This window comes from Cytobacillus sp. T106 (genome assembly GCF_040492155.1).
Classification (GTDB): Bacteria; Bacillota; Bacilli; order Bacillales; family Cytobacillaceae; genus Bacillus_AB; species Bacillus_AB infantis.
Genome location: NZ_JBEUMK010000013.1, coordinates 57,348 through 76,133, shown reverse-complemented (window position 1 = coordinate 76,133; position 18,786 = coordinate 57,348). Strand labels below are relative to the sequence as shown.

Below are 18,786 nucleotides of genomic sequence, written 5' to 3'. Positions count from 1 at the left end.
GACCGAAGATCTTGTATCTCTGCCGGGATCTGAGTGGAGGGATCCTGGCTGCTGAAACCCGGTAAAGGAGATGGCAGCTTATTTCAGCTGGCTATATTTCATTCAGTATATGAACAATGTTTATAATAAAGCCGAACGGGCAGCCCCGGAAGTCTCCCCTTGCAGTCATACCTATATATTAAAGTGAAAAAAGACATTCTCCAGGTGGAGTATGTCCGGGTTTCAAAGAAATTTCTCTTTGGCACTTTAGGGTTTATCTTACCATTTCTAAGGGCGCTTTGCAATAAAGTGCCCCCCCCTTGGCAATTATGCCTCATGCTGCAGAAATTCCAATATATCCTGGAACAGCCCTTCACATTCGCCGCTGTGGCAGATCAGGTGCTTCGATTCTTTTAGAAAAATAAGCTTTTTGGACGATGCTCCTATATTTTCATATAGGTATGTGGCACTGCGCGGCGGGACGACTCCGTCCACTTCCCCCTGGGCAATCAGGGTAGGAATCCTGATCTGGTTAATGATCGGCCTAACAGAAGATACCAGCCTCCGGAACTGCAGCGTGGCTGCAATCGGGGTTTCCCTGATTTTCCGGTTATATCTGAGGAACATTTCATTCTTAAAGAGATTTCCTTTAACGGTGTCCTTTATCATTTCTCCTATATCTTTCACAAGCTGCTTTGGATTCACATAATAGGCAGCCGCGCTTAAGAGGATCAGCTTTTTCACGGGATAATGCACTGCCAGGTAACTGGCAATGATCCCGCCCATGGAGAAACCGATCACATAGACTTCATCACACTTTTCCATCAGCTTTTGGAGTTCATCTTCTGCATGGCTTATCCACTTTTTATACTCAATGCCTTTCAGCTGCAGCCTGTCCCCATGTCCAGGCAGGGTAGGGACTGCCACTTCCCACGCAGTATGTTTCTTGAGATACTCAGTCAGCGGCTCGATTTCAAATGGAGCACCTGTAAATCCATGTATACAAAGACAGCCGATCATGTACATCACCTTCGTCTGTATGATTTGCTCTCACAGTTCCTTTATTTTACACTTTGCTATGAGTATTATTCCAACAAAATTATCCGCCCTGCAAAGGAAGGCGATATCAAAGAAAAGACTGCCTGAAAAATGGCAGCCTCCCCCGTTTGTATCTATATTTCCCCTGTTTGTATAATCCTTTATGCTGTCATGAGTGCTGCCTTAAAGGCTGAACCAATGAATTTACCAATCCCGGGTGCTCTCCAGGAGCTTGTCTATCTCGAATTGGCCTATCGCATAAAATATATTCTCTTCTTGTAATTCACTGGTTTCATCGAGCAGCCGGTCAATATCCAGATAATATGCTCTCATACGAAACCTCCTACGCCTTTTATGCGCCCCTTTCGGGCCAGGCTTTTCTATCTCTAGTATAACATTCTCTTCAGTAAATCGGATTATGGGGGTCGGACCGGATTTTTCATTTCATTTACCCTTTAAAAATTCTTTCAAACATTTATCTGCCAGAGCACATATTTCATTTACTCACTCACCATCCTAGTAAGGGACTATAACTATGAGGTGATGATCATGAACCAATCGCTGGGATATTTGCGTGAACTGCTGTCCAATTACACGGACCGCTCCCATGAATGCCGGGAGCTGTACCATAAAATCACTGACGATCTTTCGGAAGAAGACAATGCGTTTGTAAGCAGACTTACCGAGCAGGAAGCCGCTTTTTTGAACAGCATCCTCCCCCCTGAAATCCAGCATGCCAAAGAAGAACTGGATTATAAAAGAGCCAATAAGCTGAATGAAATCTATGAGCTTCTTACTTAGCTGGGAAAAACAATGTTCCGGGAGATAGGTAAACCTTTTTGTTCCTAGAAGTATCTCCTGCTTTAAATGGGGCTGTTGATTTCCGTTCCAGGCACTTCGCTTTCCGCGGGGCGACGCTGTGTCTCCTCAGAGCAAGCTCCTACGGGGTCTCAGCCTTGCCGCTATCTCCCGCAGGAGTCTACGTGCCTTGCACTCCAATCAACAGGTTTTCAAACTCTTTTTAACTTTCCGAAATGATTTTAAAAAAACGGCCACCCGCCGTTTTTTTGTTTTTCTATTGAACCTCCATCCCCCTTCATTTGTATAATAGATACAATGCAAGTAAGGGAGTGTCTTAAATGGGGATTGGATTCATCGTTTCAATGATTGTCACAGGATTTATTATGATCATCATCTTCTCTATCGCCATTCCGTTTCAGCGGAAATACGTCGTTAAAGAAAATGGCAGGATCAATTTCCGCAAGTCGCCTGTCCTCCTCCGCTGGAATGTTTTCGACGGTCTCGCAATCGGCGTGGCCGCCTACAGCATCATCTGCATCCAGATCTTAAACTTCATGATTTCCGGAGGAAGCACCATTGAAAATCCTTTTGTCCAATTTTTCACGAACCAGGGCCAGGCCTGGGTGATTGTCGGAACAGCCTATCTTATTTCACGGCTGTCCATGGTCATTAAAGGAGTCAGGGAGCTTCAGCAGAATGACTGATCAAGCCGGAAAGGCCAATCAATTTATGATAGCCTTCCAGGACGGGAGCGAAGAGGCATTTGACCAGCTTTACCTTTCGCTTAAATCTCCCTTATATGCTTTTCTGTTCCGCTTCACGAAAGAGGAGCAGCTCAGCATCGATCTTGTCCAGGACGCTTTTCTGAAGCTCCACCAGTCAAAATCAAGCTTTGACCCAAAGAAGGCAGGCGTTAAAACCTATCTTTTTCAAATCGCTTACCATCTAATGATCACCAAGCTGAATAGACGGAAAAAATGGCAGAAGCTACTGCCCTTCCTGCTCCCCTCAACAGAAGGGCAGGTGGACCAGGCAGATAAAATGACAGTCCGGGAAGCCATCGCCAGCCTCTCTGAGGCACAGAGGGCAGTCATTATTCTAAGCTATTATCATGATATGCCTCAGGCAGAGATTGCAGAGGTTGTGGGCATCCCTGTCGGCACGGTGAAGTCAAGGCTCCATCATGCCATAAAAACATTGAAAACTGTCCTGGAGGTGGATGAGATTGAACAAAGAAAAACCAAATGAGGCAGAAGAATTATTAAAACAGGAACCGCTTTTAAAAATGCATCTGGAGTCCTACCATGTAAACATACCGGAAATCTCCAGGAAAAAAAGTAAATTCGACAGAATTCTCTCTTTTTTGGCATCCCCTGCGGTTAATCCACTCGAAAACTATATTAATAAAGGAGGAAGCATAACACTTCTGACTGCTTCTCCAATAGCCATTGGCGCGGTATTGGCCATTGCCCAGCTTTTGCGTCTCTGACCGATATAGTTATAAGAAAATCCCCTGTTTCATGTGAAACAGGGATTTTTTTCCTTATGCCATCAACCTATTTTAGTGCTTCAGCTGCTTCTTCCAGCTTCATGCCCCTGGAGCCTTTAAACAGCACAATTGTTTCTGCATTCGTCAGGCTCTGCAGCTTTTCGATCAATGGGCCTTTCTCAGAAAAAGCAAAAACTCGTTCCTCTGAAAACACCTCTTGTGCCCCTTCCGCAATAACGCGGCCGAGAGATCCGAACGTTAACACATAATCAATCTTTTCCGGGTCGATCGCTTGGCCAATCTCGCGGTGAAATCTCACTTCATCATCTCCAAGCTCAAGCATATCAGCCAGCACAAGCACCTTTCTGCTATAGCCTGAAAGCTCTGACACGAGATCGATTGCCGCTCTCATTGAAGTCGGGCTGGCATTATAGGCATCATTGATGACCTTTTCGCCTTTGCTTCCTTCCGAAAGCTCCATCCTCATCGCTGTCAGCTTCAAGGAAGCAAATCCTTCATTCATCTGCTCGTAAGGGATTCCGAGAAAATGGGCAGCCTCCATGGCACAGAGAGCATTCATAACATTATGGACACCGAGCACAGGCAAATGGTATTCCATATCTGAAAGGTTCGCCTGAAAAACGCTCCCCTTCTCTTCCTGGTCGATCCGCACAGGATAGATGCTGTTGGATTGGCCTTTGCCGAACGAGCGGACTTTCGCCGGACCGCTGTAGCCGTTTAGCCTGTCTTTTAGAAGGGGCTCATCTCCATGATAAATGATCATGCCATCATCCTTCAGGCCCTCGATGATTTCAAGCTTGGCCTTTGCAATACCAGCTCTTGAGCCGAGATCCTGGAGGTGGGATTCCCCGATGTTTGTAATCATGACAACATCCGGACGGGCGAGCTTTGTCAGGAACTCAATTTCCCCAAAGCCGCTCATCCCCATTTCAAGGACCGCAACCTCAGTATCTTCCTCCAAAGATAGTAAGGTAAGGGGCAGGCCAAGATGGTTATTATAATTCCCCTCTGTTTTTTGGACCTTGTATCTTAATGATAGCAGACGGGCAGTCATATCCTTCACTGTCGTCTTTCCATTGCTGCCTGTAATGCCTGCCACCTTAATATCCAGCTCATTCCGGTAAGCTTCTGACAGCTGCTGCACTGCCTTGAGCGTGTCCTCTACAACAAGGATCGGCAGGTGAAGCGGCGGATTCGGAACATCCTGCTGCCATAGTGCAGCAGCCGCCCCCTTTCGAAGGGCATCCTCCACAAAGCGGTGTCCATCCGTCTGCTCACCTTTAAAAGGAACGAACAGGTTGCCCGGCTCCATTGTTCTTGAATTTATAGATACTCCTTTGATGCTGATGTCTGAAAAAGCCGAGTGGTCATTTAAAACGGGGATCATCCCGGCAATCTGAGCGATTGTACGTTGAATCATTTTTTGCGCCTCCTAACTGTTCTACTAATAGAAAAAGGGACACGGCCACATAGCCGTGCCTCTATCATTTATCACTTCACATTGTATGTTTGATGCTTTGTTTCTCCGTATGCCTTTCAATCGCCAGGTTCACAAGCCTTTCAATCAGCTGCGGATATTCCACGCCTGTATGCTTCCAAAGAAGCGGGAACATGCTGAACGGCGTAAAGCCAGGCATTGTATTGACCTCATTGATCATGACCTTGCCGTCACGCGTCAGGAAGAAGTCTGCCCTTACGAGTCCGGAGCAGTCAAGTGCTTTGAAAGCCCTGATCGACATCTCGTTCAGTGTGCTGTATTCCTCTTCTGTAATTTCAGCAGGAATGATCATGGCTGTATCGCCATCCTCATACTTGGCTTTATAATCATAGAAATCTTTTTTCGGTACGATTTCGCCGGCCACCGAACACTCCGGCTCATCATTTCCAAGGACGCCGAGCTCAATCTCTCTCGCTGTTACGCCTTCCTCCACAATGATCTTCCGGTCGAACTGGAATGCTTCTTCAAAAGCTGCTGCCAATTCTTCACGATTTGTGCATTTGCTGATTCCTACACTCGATCCAAGATTGGCCGGCTTGACAAAGCAAGGATAGCCAAGTTCTTCTTCCACTTTCTCATAAGCTGTCTCCCCAGCCTTTTGCCATTCGCTGCGGACGAACCATACATAGTTGACCTGAGGCAGGCCAGCCTGGGCAAAGATATTCTTCATGATGACTTTATCCATGCCTGCAGATGAGGCAAGCACGCCATTGCCGACATATGGAAGGTTAAGGAGCTCAAGCATCCCCTGAACCGTGCCGTCTTCGCCATTCGGGCCGTGAAGGAGCGGAAAGATAACGTCAAAGCTGCTTTCTTCAGCTGACTTGAACATAGCCGGAGCCAGGGCTGCAGGCGACATAGCCTCTCCCTGTGAGAACTCCAGCTGCTTGACGCTTTCAGCCGGTGCATCGAGCATCGGGCCCTTCACCCATTCCCCTTCCTCGGTTATGTAAACAGGATATATATCGAATTTCTCCAAATCCAAGGCTTTAATGACAGCAAGAGCCGTCTGCATTGATACTTTATGCTCTGCGGATTTTCCGCCGTATAATAATCCAAGCTTCTTTTTCATCAAAAGGAACCCTCCATTTATTCAATCACATGTTTCATTTTACCACTCCAAAAGCGAAAAAGGCGTGATTGACTATTGTTATTTGCAGGAATTTTTTTCTTTCCCAGTCTGCCCTGCTTTCTATATATGTATGATTTCCTATGCCCATCTGCCACCATTAACCCTAATTCCCCCATCCCCCTGGATAACTGGTTCTTAGGTATTATTCTCAAATAGCATTCCAGGTGATATAGTTTGAATTTATAGAATATTTTTATTTATTTTCTTTTAAAAATTCCCACTTAACAAGAAAGGTTTACGACTGTATAATCCACGTTATACAAACAAATGTGTTTTTAAGGAGGACAACAATGAAACGGCTAGGACTACTCCCCAGAATTATTCTTGCAATAGCTTTAGGCATTTTAATTGGTTCTTTTTCACCCGAAGGAGCCATCAGGCTGTTCGCTACATTCAACAGCCTGTTCGGAAACTTTCTCGGCTTTGCTATCCCTTTAATCATCATCGGGTTCATTGCTCCCGGCATCGGGACAATGGGAAAAGGTGCCGGCAAGCTTCTCGGCATTACAACAGGGTTTGCTTATGCCTCTACCATCGCTGCAGGGACAGCCGCCTATTTTGCCGCTGTCAGCCTGTACCCTGCCCTGCTTAAGAATCAGAGCTTAAAAGAATTCGGGAATCCGGAAGAAGCACTCGCTGCTCCTTTTTTCCAGGTGGACATGCCGCCGGTTATGGGCGTTATGACAGCACTGCTGCTTGCTTTCACAATCGGGCTTGGACTTGCCGCCCTGAAAAGCAATGCTTTGCAGGACGTGATGGATGATTTCCGCACTATCATTGAAATGCTAATCGAAAAAATCATTATCCCTTTGCTGCCATTCCATATCTTTGGGATCTTTGCTAATATGACGCACGGCGGACAGGTTGGAAGCATCATCAGTGTATTCGCAAAAGTATTTATCATGATTATTGCCCTTCATTTCCTTTTCCTGCTTTTGCAGTACACAGCGGCAGGGGCTGCCGCCCGGAAGAATCCTTTCTACCTGCTGAAGTCCATGCTTCCTGCTTATTTCACTGCGCTCGGGACCCAGTCTTCTGCCTCAACAATCCCTGTCACGCTGAAACAGGTTAAAAAGCTGGGCGCTCGGGAGAAGACAGCAGATTTCGCTGTGCCGTTACTGGCAACGATCCATTTATCCGGGAGCACCATCACACTAGTGAGCTGTTCCATTGCGGTTCTTATGCTCCAGGGTGAAGCAGTATCCTTCGGGCAGATGTTCCCGTTTATCATGATGCTCGGGATCACGATGATTGCCGCTCCAGGCGTTCCCGGGGGCGCCGTCATGGCTGCACTCGGCCTGCTGGAATCTATGCTTGGCTTTAATGGGACAATGACCGCTTTGATGATTGCCCTCTATCTTGCCCAGGACAGCTTTGGCACTGCCTGCAACGTAACAGGCGACGGTGCCATCACAATTCTGGCAGACAAAGCAAGCGGAAAGAAAGCCGTTCCGCTCAAAAATGAAGCAAAAGCTGTTTAGCCTGAAAATTAATTTTGACATCTCCTGGATAATCATCTAAACTGTTTCTAACATTCAGTAAACAGAAACTAATAGATGAGTTATGACAGGAATCAGTAGGGTTTGCTTCCCTGTTTGAAGAGAGCCGGTGTTTGGTGCGAACCGGTACAAAGGCAAACGTGAATTACCTCCTTGAACATTCTTTGTGAAACATGAAGTAGCAAAGGACGGACGGTCCGTTATCCGAACGAGCGGAAGACAAGTGTCTTCAACAAGGGTGGTACCGCGTGCAAAACCACGTCCCTTTTTACAGGGATGTGGTTTTTTTGTGCGTTCAAAACTCATCAGGAAGTGCCGCAAACAAAAAAACATAAGGAGGATATATCGTGGAGAATTTTATAGAAAAGCTGAACCCCGACCAGAAAAAGGAGCTTGAAAGGCAATATCAGCTTTACACCAGCGGCACTCAGGATGTGGTGCCTCTTCAGGAGCTGAAAAATAAGATCGCCAAATCACTCTTCCTCGGCAAGCCGCTGAAGGTGAAGCTCGGGCTTGATCCGTCCGCACCTGACGTCCACCTGGGCCATACTGTCGTATTGAACAAGCTGAAGCAATTCCAGGAAAATGGCCATACCATCCAGCTGATCATCGGCGACTTTACCGGAAAAATCGGGGATCCCACCGGAAAATCTGCAGCAAGAAAACAGCTGACTGACGAAGAGGTGAAGCATAATGCGGGAACCTACTTCCAGCAATTCGGCAAAGTGCTTGATATGGGCAAGGCCGAGCTTCATTATAATTCCAAGTGGCTGTCTGCCCTTCATCTCCAGGATGTCATCGAGCTGGCCGGCAAAATCACAGTCGCCCGCCTGCTCGAGCGGAATGATTTTTCTGAACGGCTTGGGGCAGGGAAGCCCATTTCTCTCCATGAGTTTTTCTACCCGCTCATGCAGGGCTATGATTCAGTAATGCTCGAAAGCGATATTGAACTTGGCGGCAATGACCAGCATTTCAATGTCCTCATGGGAAGGCATTTACAGGAGCACTATGGCAAAGAAAAACAAGTGGTAATCCTTGTTCCTCTTTTGGAAGGGCTCGATGGAACAGAGAAAATGTCAAAGTCCAAGAACAATTACATCGGGGTGGACGAAAAGCCGGAGGATATGTACGGTAAAGCCATGTCGATTCCAGATGAACTGATGGAGAAATACTTCCGCCTTGCTACAAGCCTGCCTCTTGCTGAGAAGATGTCCATCCAGGAAAAGCTTGAAGAAGGGTCACTTCATCCCCGGGATGCTAAAATGCAGCTTGCCAGAACCATTGTCAGCATGTACCACGGACATGAGGCTGCCGAAAAGGCGGAAGACCATTTCAAAAGCGTGTTCCAGCAGGGCTCCATGCCGGAAGACATGCCTGCCCTTACATGGGATGGCAGTGATGAGCCCGATCTGCTGGAATTGCTGATGTTTGCCGGCTTCTTCCCTTCCAGAAGCGAAGCCAGACGGATGGTTCTAAACGGCGGTGTCAGGATGAATGGCGAAAAGGCTGAAGACATTAACACGAAGGTTTCTTTGCAGGCAGAGCTGATCCTGCAAGTTGGAAAGAGGAAATTCGCCAGGATAAAAAAGGGATAAAATAAAAAAAGGGAAGACACCGTTTAGGATATCTTCCCTTTTTCTATATTAATGGCCGGAAAGCTTTGCGCCTTCCTGTTTGTGGACAGCCAGCTTATCAACCAGATGCAGGCTCGGCTCATTGAGGCCGATCAGCTGGACGCTTGTTCCATTTTCGCGGAGCTTCATCACAATTTTATCAATGGCAGCTACAGCAGAGTCATCCCAGACATGTGCTTCAGAGAGATCGATGACTACTTCCTTCGCCGTTTCCTTCAAATTAAAACTGCCGGCAAAATCAGTAACAGAAGCGAAGAACAGTTGTCCTGTCACTTTATAGGTGCGTTTTCCTGCTTTTTCATCCAGGATCGTCGACACCTTTACCTTTGAGATTTTGGCAACGAAGAATATTGCACTGAGGAGCACTCCAGCAAACACGCCTTTAGACAGGTCATGAGTGAAGACAACTGTTACAACGGTTACGACCATGACAATGGAGTCCGTGGCAGGAACCTTTGCCATATTGCGGAGAGAAGTCCAGTCAAATGTACCAATGGATACCATAATCATGACTCCTACTAGCGCAGCCATCGGAATCTGGACAACCAGGTCGCCGAGAACGAGAATCAGGAACATCAGGAATACACCGGCTGTCAAGGTAGATAACCTTCCCCGGCCCCCTGACTTCACATTAATGACGGATTGGCCAATCATCGCACAGCCGGCCATCCCGCCGAAAAATCCATTAATGATATTGGCAATCCCCTGCCCTCTGGCTTCACGGTTTTTGTTGCTTTCCGTGTCGGTCATATCATCGACAATGGAAGCAGTCAAAAGTGACTCAAGCAGGCCGACAATAGCCAGTCCGAGGGAATAAGGGAAAATAATCTTCAGTGTTTCCAGGTTCAGCGGGATATCCGGAATCAGGAAGACCGGAAGCTTTCTTGTCAGCTCTCCCATGTCTCCTACTGTCCGTACATCCGAACCTGTCGTTATCGCAATGATAGAAATGACAATAATGGCAACAAGCGGCGATGGGACAGCCTTTGTCATGCGCGGAAACAAATAAATGATCGCAAGCGCACCGGCTACCATGGCATACATGACCCATGTAGCATCGACAAACTGTTCAAGCTGCGCCATAAAAATCAAGATGGCGAGCGCATTCACAAATCCGATCATCACGGACCTTGGAATGAATTTCATAAACCTGGCCAGCTTAAAGACACCCAGCAGCAGCTGAATGATCCCGGTCAGGATGGTGGCAGCGAACAAGTACTGGAGCCCATGGTCTGCAACAAGCGTAACCATCAGCAGCGCCATGGCTCCTGTTGCCGCTGAAATCATCCCCGGCCGTCCGCCGACAAATGCAATAATGACCGCAATGCAAAAAGAAGCATAGAGACCGACCATCGGGTCTACACCTGCAATAATGGAGAAGGCGATCGCCTCGGGAATCAGCGCAAGCGCTACGACAATCCCGGCCAGGATATCTCCTCTGACATTGCCAAACCATTGTTCTTTAATTGATAAACCTTTCAAATGAACACCCCTTAATTTATTTGGATTTATAGTGTGACTTTGAACTCTCATCAAAGTCCGGGCCGACAAAAACATAGAGTATCATACCATATTCCAGATAATTTACAAGAGGTGGTGTAAGCGCTGCATTAGTGATTTTCTGCTGTTTTTCTTTGATTTTCTTTAAAATACTTATCCGGATGAATCCTAATGATGCAAAAAAATAAGCCCTCTAAAAAGAGGGCCAGGCGTTTTTAGCCGATAGGCGTGCAAATCTCAATATAATGCCCATCCGGATCTTCCATATAAGCGACAGTCTGCCCCCATGGCTTTTTTACCGGCTCCAGCAAAATCCGGACTCCTGCCTTGCGTGCCTTTTCAATTGTCCCTTCCACATCCTCCGTCACAAAGCCCAGCTCCATCGTCTGCTCTTCCCGGAAACCTGCTGGTATTGGAAGATCTGTCAGTTCACGCCCATTTTCCCGAGTGTTCATGGAAAGGATCGTACTGCCTGTGTCATATTCTATATAGGTGCCGAATTCATTTTTCAGATTGAGACCGAGAAGTTCGCCATAAAACTGCTTCGTCTTTTCCAAATCCTCAACATATAAAATGATATAGCCCAGCTTCAAATCCATCATTAAACTCCTTCCACGGGCCTGTCTTTTTCAGGCCGGTTTTTCATTATTTTTTTGTGCTTTTATTATGAAGCGGTGCGAACGTACCTCTGCATATGCTGTCCGCAAGATTTCATCGTGCAATTCCCTCAGCTTTTTCTCGTATCCTTCAGAAGAAACCCTTCAATCTGCCAGGAGGCCCCTTAATCGGGTTGCTAACTGTCAGTTAGCAAGTAATAAATAAGTATCAAACTCCTTTTCTTAATTTTAGCACAATTTGTATATGAAAATAAAAAGGACCTTATCAAAGGTCCCAGCGATTATTTATCTCCAGTAAAAGATATGCCTTTCATAAAATATTTATTAAAGAAAGCATAAATGACCAGTACAGGCAGCGTAAACACCATTGAGGCAGCCATGATATAGTTCCAATAGCTGATGAACTGACCTTTAAATGAGTTTAATCCGAGCGGCAGAGTGAACAGCTCTGGATTAGACAAAATAATGAGCGGACGCATGAAATCATTCCATGACCCCATAAAGACAAAAATGGCCTGGGCAGCCAAAGCAGGCTTTGCCATCGGAAGGACAATGCGGAAAAAGGTGCCGAACTTACCCAGTCCATCCAGTGCAGCCGCTTCTTCAAGCTCTTTCGGAAAGTTGATGAAAAACTGGCGCATCATAAAAATAAATGTAGCATTGACCATGCCCGGTATAATCATTCCCTGATAGGAATTAAGCCAGCCAATCTCTTTTAAGATCAAATAGTTTGGAATCATTGTGACCTGCCCCGGGATCATCAGCACAGCCAAAATAAGAATGAATAACGTCTTTTTGCCAGGAAAGCTCAGCCGGGCAAGGGCATACCCTGCCATCGAGTTAAACAGGAGATTCAGAAGCGTAACAGACACACCAATAAACAGGCTGTTAAACAGCCAGCGGGGAAACAGCTCTTGCTCCAAGAATATCGTTCTATAATTATCTAAGGTGAAATTCTTGGGTATGAAGCTGATAGCCCCGGAAACGATTTCCTCCAGTGTTTTAAATGAAGAGGACAAAGCCCACAGGAAAGGAATCAGGGTGATTATCGCATATACAACCAATATGGCATACAGCAGCCCTCTCCCAAAACCGATTTTTTTCATATTATATACCTCCCAAGAGTCCCAGTTAACTTTGACTGGATCAGAAATTTTCTTCCTTTGAAAATCTTCTTTGCAATAAGGTCGCTGCAAGGATGATGACGGCAAGCGCAAAAGCCAAAGCTGCAGCATAGCCCATTGTCCCTAGATTCTTAAATGCATACTGATAGATTAAAAGGACCACAGTCAATGTTGAATTATTTGGACCTCCTGACCCGCCTGAAAAAATATAGGACTGATCAAATAACTGGAATGTCCCAATGATGCCCATGATGACAACAAAGGATGTCACAGGCCGTAAATTGGGAACAGTAATAAAAAAGAACTTCTGAATGGCATTCGCTCCATCAAGATCTGCAGCTTCGTACAGGGAGTCTGGTATGCCCTGCAAGGCTGCTAAGTAAATCACCATAAAAAACGGTGCAGTAGACCATATATTCATAATCATAATAGAATTGAGCGCTATAGATGGATCGCCAATCCAGTTATAAGTAGGCAGGCCAACCGTCTCAAAGATTTTATTGATTAATCCGTTCTGGTTATACATCCACATAAATATCAAGGTTAAGACTGCAGAAGAAGTAAGCGTTGGCAGGAAATAGATGATCCTGAAAAACTTCTCTCCTTTGAGACCTGCATTCAGGGATGCTGCCAGGACCAGAGCGAGAAATGTCTGTACTGGAACCACAATAAACACATACTTGGCTGTATTCCATAGGGCAATATGAGCCCGGCTGTCATCCACCAGCCTCACAAAGTTTTGGAATCCGACAAAATCATAATTTACTGCTCCCAGAAGCTGTACTTTATTAAACGCCAGGAAGATTGCATAGATGATCGGCCCTAAGATAAACGTCAACAGAACAAATAATGTTGGGGACATAAAAAGGTATCCCTGCCCCGCTTCCCTTAACCCTTTCTTCGTAAGCTTGTTTTTCATGTCTTGCTCACTCCTATACTCTCTATTGTATCGAGCCTAAGAAACAAATTCTGTGTAACTCTGTCTGCTGATGTTCTTTTTGAACATCAGCACAAAGAATTCAAGAATGGAAGAAGAGGAGGAAAAACCTCCCCTGCTGCCTTATTGGGCGTCGATTTCTTTATTAGCGGTTTCTTCAGCCTCTTTTAAGGCTTCATCCAGTGGGCGTTCTCCTAGGTAAGCAGAAACAAACTGGTTATTAAAGTTATTGAAGATGATAGGCAGGTTTGTTCCATCTGCCCAAACTGTTGCATATGGAGCTCCTGCTACCAATGCACCGCGCAATTCATCTTTGTCGTATCCGAGCTTTTCAGCAACAGACTTCCTGGAAGGAAGCTCGAAGCCTTTGCTGGTCCATGTCTCCATGCCTTCTTTTCCAGTCAAATAGGAAATGAGCTCCCATGAAGCTTCTTTCTTCTCAGATGCCGCATTCATTACATAAGAAACGGTGAAAGCCATTGTCCCCTGTTTTCCATTGATTGAAGGAACCTCAGCGATTCCGTAATCAATATCAGGGAAGGTACTATCCAGAAAAGGGATAGCCCAGTTTCCTTCGATAACCATCGCAGCTTTGCCCTGCCCGAACATTTCTCCCGTCCAGCCAGCTCCTACTTCATTTGGCTGTGCTGCTGTTTTATCAACTAAATGCTGATCGACATACGGCTGAAGCGATTCTACAACTTTAGGGTCAGTGAAGTTGGCTTTGTTTTCCTTGACTGCCTGGCCCCCGCTTGAATTAGCGATGAAATAGGTCCTTGCCAGCTCTGGATTCTGTCCGAATCCATAGACATCCTTGCCTTTTGTGAGACTCTTTGATACCTCTCTCAGTTCATCCCATGTTTTAGGCACTTCTACACCTGCATCAGCAAACATCTTTTTGTTATAAAATAAACCAAGGGTAGAGTAGCCTTTAGGGAATCCGTAGGTTTTTCCATCGTTCTGGAATGCTTCCAGCAGCGGTTTTTCAAAGTCCGCCACATCGAAATCTTCCCCGGCATATTCATCCAGCGGCTCCAGAACTCCTGTTTCGATCAATCCTGGTGCTTCAAAGGCATCCAGATAGAAAACATCCGGCCCTTCTCCGCCAATGAGCCTTGTTTTCATAACATCCATATATTGATCAGCAATGACTTCATGCTTAACTTTAATATTTGGATGAGACTCCTCAAAATCCGCAAGCACTTGCTTCAAAAGCTCTGACTCCTCGGGGGATGATCCCCACCCGGCAAGTGTAATTTCAACCTTTTCCCCATCCTTTGTGGATGTCTCCTTGGATGAGTCACCTCCGCTGCATCCTGTTAGAATGCTTCCAAACAACATTGCGGCCATACTGGCTCCAGCCAGCAGCTTTTTATTCAACATAGAAAGAAACCCCTTTCATTTTTGGATTTATCCAAAGCGGAGGATATCTCCGCGTTAAGATTAATGGATGTTTATTTGATAGCCAGTCGTATTTTCTGTAATTTCAAGCTTTACGCCGCTCTCTGTTCTCGCTGCCTGCAGCGATAAAAGCCCTTTTCCGATCTTGATATTCCGGACAGTCAGCTTATTCATTCCTTCCAGAAGCGAAGGAGACATTCTTACCTCCTCCTTTAAGCTGTCAGGGAATAGTCCGAGCAGGGCCTGGATGAATACGAGCGGAGTTCCGGCCGCCCACGCCTGCGGGGAACAGGCAACCGGATATTTAACTGCTTTTCCCCTGGAAGCATCGTATCCGCAGAACAGCTCTGGAAGCCGGTCATACTCAAAACTGGCAGAGGCTTTGATCAGCCCCTCCATGACCTGGCTGGCATGTGCTGTTTTACCAAGCTTGCTCATCCCTAAAAGAATCATGCTGTTATCATGTGGCCAGATGCTGCCATCATGATAGCTCATCGGATTATAGCCGGCTTCGCCTTCACCCATCGTACGCACCCCAAAGCCGGAATACATCTTTGGAGAAACCAGCATGTCAGAGACAGCATCTGCGCGCTCTCCCTCCACTATTCCGGAAAAAAGGGTGTGGCCAGGATTGGAAGTAATGGTGCCAACTTGCTGCTTCTTTTCATCCAGTGCTATGGCATAAAACTGCTGATCTTCCATCCAAAAGGCTTCATTGAATTTTTCCTTCAATTTTTCAGCTTGATTTCTAAGTTTTACGGCCTCTGCTTCTTTGCCTAGCTGTTCATAGATGGAAGCGATACCTCTTTTCGCCTGGTAGACATAGCCCTGGACTTCACTCAGTGCAATAGGAGTTTTTGCATATTCCCCGTTCCTGTGTACAATGGAATCCCCTGAATCCTTCCAGCCCTGATTGGCAATTCCTTTGCTGGACTCCTGGTGATACTCCACAAAAAGATCCCCATCCCTGTCTCCATGCTCGTCAATCCAGTTTAGGGCAGCTTCGATATTTTCGCCGAGCTCATCAGCAATGGTGATGTCCCCAGTCCATTTTACATACTCTGTCAAAAGCATAAGGAACAGTGGTGTAGCATCAATCGTGCCATAATAGGGTGTAAATGGAATTTGACCTGTATTGGCCAGTTCCCCAAAGCGAAGCTCATGCATGATTTTCCCAGGCTGTTCATCTCTCCATGGATCGAGTTTATCTCCCTGCCTGCTTGCCATCGTACGCAAGGTCCCTTTTGCAACCTCGGGGCAGAAAGCCAGCATTTGCAGAGCTGCAATCAGGCTGTCACGGCCGAAGGGCACACCGAACCACGGCAGGCCGGCAACCGGAAATTCACCGTGCCCCAGGTCTGTTAACAGCACGCGAAGGTCGTCAATTCCTCTGTCAACAAGGCGCTGGAGGGGCTCATAATCGGTTTCTACCTTCGTGGTCTCATCATTCCATTTCTGATAAGAATCCCGCAGCAGCTCTTTCGCTTTTTCCGCAGGCTGGATTTCTTTTGTTGCTTCCTTCCCTGTTTGCGGCTCGATCACAAAAGTAACAGCCTCTTCCTCCAGGTGCTGAAGCTTAAAGCGGAAGGATACTTCCCCTGAACTTTCAACTTCTGCACCCTCTTTATCCCATGAAATTCTGGTTCTGCGTTCAAGCCCATCTGCACCTTCATAATGAAAGCTCAAGTTCTGTCTGCCGCAGGTCTGGCCGGTCCTCTTCCCGATGTCGCCGTTTTGAAAACCTCTTACAATGAACATATCAGCAAAATCAGCATCAGCTCGAAGGCTGAAATTAAATTCAATTTCTTTTGGGAAGTAGTTTTTTAGTTTAACTGTTTCATAAAGAACCTCTTCATAAATAAATCGGACTCTTTCAATCTCAACCGATTCTCTCCAGAGAATCAGCTCCCCGTCCTTTTCCATATGGGGATTTGTGAGAAGTATTTTTGCCATATAATTTTCATCTGCGTCTGAAGATAATAGGATAGGCTCTTCACCATTTATCCTGATATCCAGCCTGCTCAGGAATCTCGTATCCTTTGTATAGAGCCCCAGGCCATATGAGTGGTTTTCAGGGATATTCCCTTTGCTGTCTGTTAGTAGAAATAAATCATTTTCCTTAATTACTCTGTAATCCATAAGGTCCTCCTGGCGTTCCGAAACGTTTCGGTTAAAATGCATTTAAAATGCTTCCAGATTAATTAGAAGCGTTTTCCAAAACGTTTCGGATTTTTGTGAAAAAAAAGATTGGTCCCAGTAACAGACCGTCATCTTTCTCTAATTTTCATTGTTGTTTCCCTTATCTTAAGTTCTGTATCAAGTGTAACAACATGCGGTTCTTCCTTTTCTTCCAGTGTATTAATAAGCATTTTGGCAGCCTCATAACCCATTAAAAACTTATTTTGGGCAATGGTCGTTAGAGGAGGGGAAACATATGATGATAGCATGATATCATCATATCCAACTACGGAAAGTTCTTCAGGCACCTGAAGATTGAGCCTTTTGGCAGCTTTCATCACTCCCAGTGCCATTAAATCGCTCGCACAAAAAATGGCGCTAATCTCATGGTGTTCTTTAAGAAGCTTTACGGCTGCTGACTCAGCAGCTTCCTCATTAAATTCTCCATTGACGATCCATTCTTTATTCAGCGACAATCCTGCACCCTGCATTGCTTCTTCAAACCCCTGCAGCCTCTGCTGGCTTACAAATGCATATTCGTGGCCATTAATCATAGCAATATTTCGGTGCCCAAGCCTGATTAAATGCTCGATTGCCTTTTTAGCACCAAGCTTATTGTCAGTTGTTATATATCCTGCTGTATCAGTCTCAATGGGTATATCAATGAGAACACACGGTATATCGCTTTCAACCACCTCTTGAAGATAAGGATCATCCGTACGGATTCCCTGCATAATTACTCCATCTACTCTTCTTTCTCTGCAAAGCTGTGTATACGTCTTTTCCCTTTGTTTAATGGAAGTTGTGCTGAAGAGAACAAGATCATAATCTGTTTCGCTGACATAGTCATTGACCCCGGACAGCACTTCAAAGGTAAAATTGTCTTTTACGCTCCCTTTGTTAAGTCCGGAAACAAGAAGACCAATTGTTTTTGATTTATTCATTACCAGACTTCTTGCAAGGGTATTTGGACTGTAGTTTAATTCTTTGGCTACGCTCATTATTTTTTCTCGGGTTTTCTCATTTACATCTGAATAACCATTTAAAGCCCGGGAGACAGTTGTAACCGAAACTCCAGCTGCTTTAGCAATATCTTTTATTGTCGTCATATTATAAAACTCCCGTTATCCGAAACGTTTCGGAAATTAACTGTAAATTGAATATACTCCATTTTGAAAACGATTTCAACCTATTTTGAGATTTTTTTAATACATCTGTGTAGTATTCTGCAAATAAAAAACAGCAGCCTTCATACGAAAGCTGCTGCCTTATTCCTAGCTGATTGTCTTTAAGCCAATAACCCCGCCAATGATCATCCCGATAAATATAACCCGTTTCCAATCCCGGGATTCACCGAAAAATAGCATGCCGAGCAGCACGCTTCCGGCTGCACCGATTCCGGTCCAGATTCCGTAGCCTGTGCCAATCGGGATCTCCAGCAGTGCCCGGGAAAGAAAATAAAAGCTGATGAAGCCAGATAAACCGGATAAGAGTGTATATTTTTTTCTTGTGAAGCCTTCAGACAGCTTCATGAAAATGACGAATCCTATTTCACCGAATCCCGCCAATACTAAATAAAACCATGACATGCCTACTCAGCCCCCTTTTCTGTCTCTTCTTCTTTGGAGGTCATTTTCAGCCCGATGATGCCGCCGAGCAGCAGCGCCAGGAATAAAAGCTTCACAGCCCCGCCCGGCTCCCCGAGGAACATCATACTGACAATTACAGTCCCTGCCGCTCCAATCCCGGTGAATACTGCATAAGCTGTTCCGATCGGGATGGTTTTCATCGCATTTGAGAACAGCATAAAGCTGATGATAATCAATATAATGGTGATGGCCGCCGGCAAAGGCTTTGTGAATCCTTCTGAATACTTAAGCCCGAAGGCCCACCCTATTTCGCATATTCCTGCTGCAAATAAATAAATCCAAGGCATGG

General features: G+C 45.7%; 19 protein-coding genes and 1 other annotated feature. Of the genes, 6 read left to right on the top strand and 13 right to left on the bottom strand.

Annotated elements, in window-relative coordinates; genetic code table 11:
- Window positions 1–306: 306 nt before the first annotated feature.
- Entirely contained in the window at window positions 307–999 is a 693-nt protein-coding gene (locus tag ABU165_RS20070) for an alpha/beta hydrolase (RefSeq protein WP_009795773.1), read from the bottom strand.
- A gap of 222 nt (window positions 1,000–1,221) precedes the next feature.
- On the bottom strand, window positions 1,222–1,350 hold the full coding sequence (locus tag ABU165_RS20065; RefSeq protein WP_009795771.1) for a hypothetical protein: 129 nt from the start codon (window positions 1,348–1,350) through the stop codon (window positions 1,222–1,224).
- A gap of 216 nt (window positions 1,351–1,566) precedes the next feature.
- Here ABU165_RS20065 and ABU165_RS20060 point away from each other — a divergent pair, with 216 nt between their 5' ends.
- The 4 genes from ABU165_RS20060 to ABU165_RS20045 all read left to right on the top strand — a co-directional run bounded on the left by ABU165_RS20060 (window position 1,567) and on the right by ABU165_RS20045 (window position 3,307).
- Window positions 1,567–1,818 carry a sigma-G-dependent sporulation-specific acid-soluble spore protein CsgA gene (locus ABU165_RS20060; RefSeq protein ID WP_022543247.1) on the top strand — a complete coding sequence of 84 codons (252 nt, stop codon included), beginning with the start codon at window positions 1,567–1,569 and terminating at the stop codon, window positions 1,816–1,818.
- Window positions 1,819–2,156: 338 nt separating this feature from the next.
- The gene (locus tag ABU165_RS20055) at window positions 2,157–2,522 is read left to right on the top strand and encodes a hypothetical protein (RefSeq protein WP_009795769.1); all 366 of its coding nucleotides are present in this window, start codon (window positions 2,157–2,159) and stop codon (window positions 2,520–2,522) included.
- 25 nt (window positions 2,523–2,547) lie between these two features.
- Window positions 2,548–3,066, top strand: a complete 519-nt coding sequence (locus tag ABU165_RS20050) for an RNA polymerase sigma factor (protein ID WP_306010293.1) — start codon at window positions 2,548–2,550, stop codon at window positions 3,064–3,066.
- Window positions 3,044–3,307, top strand: coding sequence for a hypothetical protein (locus tag ABU165_RS20045; protein WP_148951003.1), 264 nt, complete (start codon window positions 3,044–3,046; stop codon window positions 3,305–3,307). Before ABU165_RS20050 ends, ABU165_RS20045 begins: the two co-directional genes overlap by 23 nt.
- Before the next feature lie 67 nt (window positions 3,308–3,374).
- Here the strand turns inward: ABU165_RS20045 and ABU165_RS20040 are convergent, their stop codons facing one another.
- Window positions 3,375–4,748, bottom strand: a complete 1,374-nt coding sequence (locus ABU165_RS20040) for a UDP-N-acetylmuramoyl-tripeptide--D-alanyl-D-alanine ligase (protein WP_318060839.1) — start codon at window positions 4,746–4,748, stop codon at window positions 3,375–3,377.
- A gap of 76 nt (window positions 4,749–4,824) precedes the next feature.
- Entirely contained in the window at window positions 4,825–5,898 is a 1,074-nt protein-coding gene (locus tag ABU165_RS20035) for a D-alanine--D-alanine ligase (protein ID WP_318060846.1), read from the bottom strand.
- 350 nt (window positions 5,899–6,248) lie between these two features.
- Here ABU165_RS20035 and ABU165_RS20030 point away from each other — a divergent pair, with 350 nt between their 5' ends.
- Both ABU165_RS20030 and tyrS read left to right on the top strand, forming a co-directional pair.
- On the top strand, window positions 6,249–7,439 hold the full coding sequence (locus ABU165_RS20030) for a dicarboxylate/amino acid:cation symporter (RefSeq protein ID WP_318060838.1): 1,191 nt from the start codon (window positions 6,249–6,251) through the stop codon (window positions 7,437–7,439).
- A 73-nt stretch (window positions 7,440–7,512) separates the two neighbouring features.
- Window positions 7,513–7,726: a binding site (T-box leader), on the top strand.
- A gap of 78 nt (window positions 7,727–7,804) precedes the next feature.
- Window positions 7,805–9,052 carry a tyrosine--tRNA ligase gene (tyrS, locus tag ABU165_RS20025; RefSeq protein ID WP_318060837.1) on the top strand — a complete coding sequence of 416 codons (1,248 nt, stop codon included), beginning with the start codon at window positions 7,805–7,807 and terminating at the stop codon, window positions 9,050–9,052.
- A 48-nt stretch (window positions 9,053–9,100) separates the two neighbouring features.
- Here the strand turns inward: tyrS and ABU165_RS20020 are convergent, their stop codons facing one another.
- The 9 genes from ABU165_RS20020 to ABU165_RS19980 all read right to left on the bottom strand — a co-directional run bounded on the left by ABU165_RS20020 (window position 9,101) and on the right by ABU165_RS19980 (window position 18,784).
- The gene (locus tag ABU165_RS20020) at window positions 9,101–10,573 is read right to left on the bottom strand and encodes a SulP family inorganic anion transporter (protein ID WP_009795761.1); all 1,473 of its coding nucleotides are present in this window, start codon (window positions 10,571–10,573) and stop codon (window positions 9,101–9,103) included.
- Window positions 10,574–10,806: 233 nt separating this feature from the next.
- Window positions 10,807–11,190 carry a VOC family protein gene (locus ABU165_RS20015; RefSeq protein WP_009795759.1) on the bottom strand — a complete coding sequence of 128 codons (384 nt, stop codon included), beginning with the start codon at window positions 11,188–11,190 and terminating at the stop codon, window positions 10,807–10,809.
- A gap of 299 nt (window positions 11,191–11,489) precedes the next feature.
- Window positions 11,490–12,314: a carbohydrate ABC transporter permease gene (locus tag ABU165_RS20010; protein ID WP_318060836.1), complete on the bottom strand. Its 825-nt coding sequence runs from the start codon at window positions 12,312–12,314 to the stop codon at window positions 11,490–11,492.
- A 40-nt stretch (window positions 12,315–12,354) separates the two neighbouring features.
- Window positions 12,355–13,251, bottom strand: coding sequence for a carbohydrate ABC transporter permease (locus ABU165_RS20005; RefSeq protein ID WP_009795757.1), 897 nt, complete (start codon window positions 13,249–13,251; stop codon window positions 12,355–12,357).
- A 141-nt stretch (window positions 13,252–13,392) separates the two neighbouring features.
- Entirely contained in the window at window positions 13,393–14,652 is a 1,260-nt protein-coding gene (locus tag ABU165_RS20000) for an ABC transporter substrate-binding protein (RefSeq protein WP_009795756.1), read from the bottom strand.
- Between the two features lie 60 nt (window positions 14,653–14,712).
- Window positions 14,713–16,809 carry an amylo-alpha-1,6-glucosidase gene (locus ABU165_RS19995; RefSeq protein WP_148951006.1) on the bottom strand — a complete coding sequence of 699 codons (2,097 nt, stop codon included), beginning with the start codon at window positions 16,807–16,809 and terminating at the stop codon, window positions 14,713–14,715.
- Window positions 16,810–16,937: 128 nt separating this feature from the next.
- Entirely contained in the window at window positions 16,938–17,957 is a 1,020-nt protein-coding gene (locus tag ABU165_RS19990) for a LacI family DNA-binding transcriptional regulator (protein WP_009795754.1), read from the bottom strand.
- Between the two features lie 165 nt (window positions 17,958–18,122).
- Window positions 18,123–18,437 carry a DMT family transporter gene (locus ABU165_RS19985; protein ID WP_009795753.1) on the bottom strand — a complete coding sequence of 105 codons (315 nt, stop codon included), beginning with the start codon at window positions 18,435–18,437 and terminating at the stop codon, window positions 18,123–18,125.
- Window positions 18,438–18,439: 2 nt separating this feature from the next.
- The gene (locus ABU165_RS19980; RefSeq protein ID WP_009795752.1) at window positions 18,440–18,784 is read right to left on the bottom strand and encodes a DMT family transporter; all 345 of its coding nucleotides are present in this window, start codon (window positions 18,782–18,784) and stop codon (window positions 18,440–18,442) included.
- Between the last annotated feature and the right edge of the window lie 2 nt (window positions 18,785–18,786).

Excerpts from the sequence above, each read along its gene's own strand:
- ABU165_RS20070 (WP_009795773.1), bottom strand. The coding sequence starts at position 999 with ATGATCGGCTGTCTTTGTATACATGGATTTACAGGTGCTCCATTTGAA.
- ABU165_RS20065 (WP_009795771.1), bottom strand. The coding sequence starts at position 1,350 with ATGAGAGCATATTATCTGGATATTGACCGGCTGCTCGATGAAACCAGT.
- ABU165_RS20060 (WP_022543247.1), top strand. The coding sequence starts at position 1,567 with ATGAACCAATCGCTGGGATATTTGCGTGAACTGCTGTCCAATTACACG.
- ABU165_RS20055 (WP_009795769.1), top strand. The coding sequence starts at position 2,157 with ATGGGGATTGGATTCATCGTTTCAATGATTGTCACAGGATTTATTATG.
- ABU165_RS20050 (WP_306010293.1), top strand. The coding sequence starts at position 2,548 with ATGATAGCCTTCCAGGACGGGAGCGAAGAGGCATTTGACCAGCTTTAC.
- ABU165_RS20040 (WP_318060839.1), bottom strand. The coding sequence starts at position 4,748 with ATGATTCAACGTACAATCGCTCAGATTGCCGGGATGATCCCCGTTTTA.
- ABU165_RS20035 (WP_318060846.1), bottom strand. The coding sequence starts at position 5,898 with ATGAAAAAGAAGCTTGGATTATTATACGGCGGAAAATCCGCAGAGCAT.
- ABU165_RS20030 (WP_318060838.1), top strand. The coding sequence starts at position 6,249 with ATGAAACGGCTAGGACTACTCCCCAGAATTATTCTTGCAATAGCTTTA.
- ABU165_RS20015 (WP_009795759.1), bottom strand. The coding sequence starts at position 11,190 with ATGGATTTGAAGCTGGGCTATATCATTTTATATGTTGAGGATTTGGAA.
- ABU165_RS20010 (WP_318060836.1), bottom strand. The coding sequence starts at position 12,314 with ATGAAAAAAATCGGTTTTGGGAGAGGGCTGCTGTATGCCATATTGGTT.
- ABU165_RS20005 (WP_009795757.1), bottom strand. The coding sequence starts at position 13,251 with ATGAAAAACAAGCTTACGAAGAAAGGGTTAAGGGAAGCGGGGCAGGGA.
- ABU165_RS20000 (WP_009795756.1), bottom strand. The coding sequence starts at position 14,652 with ATGTTGAATAAAAAGCTGCTGGCTGGAGCCAGTATGGCCGCAATGTTG.
- ABU165_RS19995 (WP_148951006.1), bottom strand. The coding sequence starts at position 16,809 with ATGGATTACAGAGTAATTAAGGAAAATGATTTATTTCTACTAACAGAC.
- ABU165_RS19990 (WP_009795754.1), bottom strand. The coding sequence starts at position 17,957 with ATGACGACAATAAAAGATATTGCTAAAGCAGCTGGAGTTTCGGTTACA.
- ABU165_RS19985 (WP_009795753.1), bottom strand. The coding sequence starts at position 18,437 with ATGTCATGGTTTTATTTAGTATTGGCGGGATTCGGTGAAATAGGATTC.
- ABU165_RS19980 (WP_009795752.1), bottom strand. The coding sequence starts at position 18,784 with ATGCCTTGGATTTATTTATTTGCAGCAGGAATATGCGAAATAGGGTGG.